We start from the raw sequence: 2,090 nt of genomic DNA on the forward strand, positions 1-2,090 counted from the left end.
GCAGCTCGCGGCCGCGGCGCAGCATCCGCCGGCGTGCGGCGTTCCCGGCGCGTGCGGACGGACTGGGCATGGGCGCGAGCGTAGTCTGCGCCCCGTGCCCACCTCTGACCCCAGCCCGCGCCTGTGCAGCAAGGTGGGGTGCGCGCAGCCCGCGGCCTCCACCCTGACCTACGTCTACGCCGAGCAGACGGTGGTGGTCGGCCCGCTCGTGGCCGAGGCCGAGCCTCACGTCTACGACCTGTGCGCCGAGCACACCGCCCGCCTCACCGCCCCGCGCGGCTGGCAGGTGATGCGGCTGCAGATCGACCTCGAGGACCCCACCGGCGCGGTGGCCGACATCGGGGCGCTGGCGGAGGCGGTGCGTGACCACCGCGAGCGACCGGCGGGTGCCCCCGGCGACGGTGCCGAGGCGGACCGCCGGCAGGGCCCGCGGCTGCGGCTGGTCTCGGGGGACCACGACGGCTGACGCGCACTACCCTGTGCGTCCATGAGCACCCAGCGCCCGCAGCCCCCGCTCGCGGACTTCGTGAAGGCCTACGACGTCCGCGGTCTCGTGCCCGAGCAACTCAACCCGCGCGTGGCCCGCGCCCTGGGGGAGGCGTTCGCGCAGACCGTCGTCCTGCCCGAGGGGGTGGCCGGCGTGGCCGTGGGGTACGACATGCGCCCCAGCAGCCCGGAGCTGTCCGAGGCCTTCGCCGCGGGGCTGGCGCTGCACGGGGTGGACGTCACGATGATCGGCCTGTGCTCCACCGATGGGCTCTACTTCGCCGCCGGCCACCTGGGCCTCGCCGGGGCGATGTTCACCGCCTCGCACAACCCGGCCCAGTACAACGGCATCAAGCTGTGCCGCCCCGGCGCGCGCCCGGTGGGGCAGGAGAGCGGCCTGGCCGAGGTGCGCGACCTGGCGCAGTGGATCCTGGACCGCGGTGACGTGCACGACCGCCAGGCCGCCGCGGCCCCCGGCACGATCACCCACCGTGACCTCACCGGCGAGTACGCCGAGCACCTGCGCTCCCTGGTGGACCTCAGCGGGCTGCGCCACCTGGACGTGGTGGTGGACGCCGGCAACGGCATGGCCGGCCACACCGTGCCGGTGGTGCTGGGCAGCGGCGACGACGTGGTGGTGGACTCGCTGCGCGTGGAGCCGCTGTACTTCGAGCTAGACGGCACCTTCCCGAACCACGAGGCCAACCCGCTGGAGCCGGAGAACCTGCGAGACCTGCAGGCCGCCGTCCGCGAGCACGGCGCCGACATCGGCCTGGCCTTCGACGGCGACGCCGACCGCTGCTTCGTGGTGGACGAGCGCGGCGAGCCGGTGACGCCCAGCGCCATCACCGCCCTGGTGGCCCAGCGCGAGGTCGACCGCGCGGTGGCCGCCGGTGCGAGCGCGCAGGACGTGGCCGTGGTGCACAACGCCATCGCCTCCCAGGTGGTGCCCGAGGTCATCGAGGCCGCCGGCGCCCGCCCGGTGCGCACCCGGGTGGGCCACTCCTTCATCAAGGACGAGATGGCCCGCCACGACGCGGTCTTCGGCGGGGAGCACTCGGCGCACTACTACTTCAAGGACTTCTGGTTCGCCGACACCGGTATGCTCGCCGCGTTGCACGTGCTGGCGGCCCTCGGCGAGCAGGACCGCCCGCTCTCGGAGCTCATGGCCCCGTACGAGAAGTACCCCGCCAGCGGGGAGATCAACTCCCGTGTGGACGACGCCGCCGCAGCCACCGAGCGGGTGCGCGCCTGGGGCGCCGCGCAGGGCGCCCGGGCCGACGAGCTGGACGGCCTGACCCTCACCGGCACCGCGCTGGAGGGCGAGGAGGTGGGCTACTGGCGGGCCAACCTGCGTGCCAGCAACACCGAGCCGCTGCTGCGCCTCAACGTGGAGTCGGTCTCGCAGGAGCTCACCGCCCGCGTCCGCGACGCGGCGCTGGCCCTGGTGCGGCAGGACGGCTGACGTGCCCTTCGTCGACGAGGCCGTGCTCGACGACCCGGACCACCTGGCGCGCTGCGACGCCGCCGGCACCCTGTTCGCGCTGGCCACCGCCGGTGCGCAGGTGCGGCAGGCGCTCACGCTCGCCGAGGAGGCCGGCATC

General features: G+C 74.8%; 2 protein-coding genes. Both read left to right on the top strand.

The genetic code is table 11. The annotated features are described in order from the left end of the window. Positions 1–94 precede the first annotated feature (94 nt). The gene (locus tag HMPREF3099_RS09060; protein WP_237769816.1) at positions 95–466 is read left to right on the top strand and encodes a DUF3499 domain-containing protein; all 372 of its coding nucleotides are present in this window, start codon (positions 95–97) and stop codon (positions 464–466) included. Between the two features lie 21 nt (positions 467–487). Beyond that, positions 488–1,951, top strand: coding sequence for a phosphomannomutase/phosphoglucomutase (locus HMPREF3099_RS09065; protein WP_070705663.1), 1,464 nt, complete (start codon positions 488–490; stop codon positions 1,949–1,951). Positions 1,952–2,090 lie beyond the last annotated feature (139 nt).

Origin of the sequence: Kytococcus sp. HMSC28H12, from assembly GCF_001816045.1 — a bacterium.
Classification (GTDB): Bacteria; Actinomycetota; Actinomycetes; order Actinomycetales; family Dermatophilaceae; genus Kytococcus; species Kytococcus schroeteri.

Bases quoted from the DNA above. Each gene is read 5' to 3' on its own strand.
- HMPREF3099_RS09065 (WP_070705663.1), top strand. From the start codon at position 488: ATGAGCACCCAGCGCCCGCAGCCCCCGCTCGCGGACTTCGTGAAGGCC.